General features: G+C 43.9%; 1 protein-coding gene. It reads right to left on the bottom strand.

Annotation, left to right across the window (positions count from 1 at the left end):
• Positions 1-73 precede the first annotated feature (73 nt).
• Positions 74-253: transposase (locus CWC30_RS15440; protein WP_171034736.1), on the bottom strand; the 180-nt coding region annotated here is incomplete at its 5' end.

Genomic DNA, 253 nt, shown 5'->3' with positions numbered 1-253 from the left:
TTTTTTAGCAGTTTCGCCGTAAACCCTCGCCCGATCCGAGGGCGGGGATATAAGGCGTAAAGTTCGAAGAACTTTAATCTGGTGTTGATTGGCTATCAACATAAGCTCGAAGCGTTTCAATCGTTGCTCCACCCGCACTGCAAGCAAAGTAAGACCTAGACCACAAAGCAGCACTCTTACTTTGTCTTGTTAAATGCGTATTTTGTAATCTCAGCATCCGTGATGAAACGGCTTTAAGATTATTCACCATTAC

The organism is Pseudoalteromonas sp. S4741, assembly GCF_005886135.1.
Taxonomy (GTDB): domain Bacteria; phylum Pseudomonadota; class Gammaproteobacteria; order Enterobacterales; family Alteromonadaceae; genus Pseudoalteromonas; species Pseudoalteromonas tetraodonis.
Note: the sequence above shows the minus strand (reverse complement) of the source record. Positions and strands in the feature narration are given on the sequence as shown.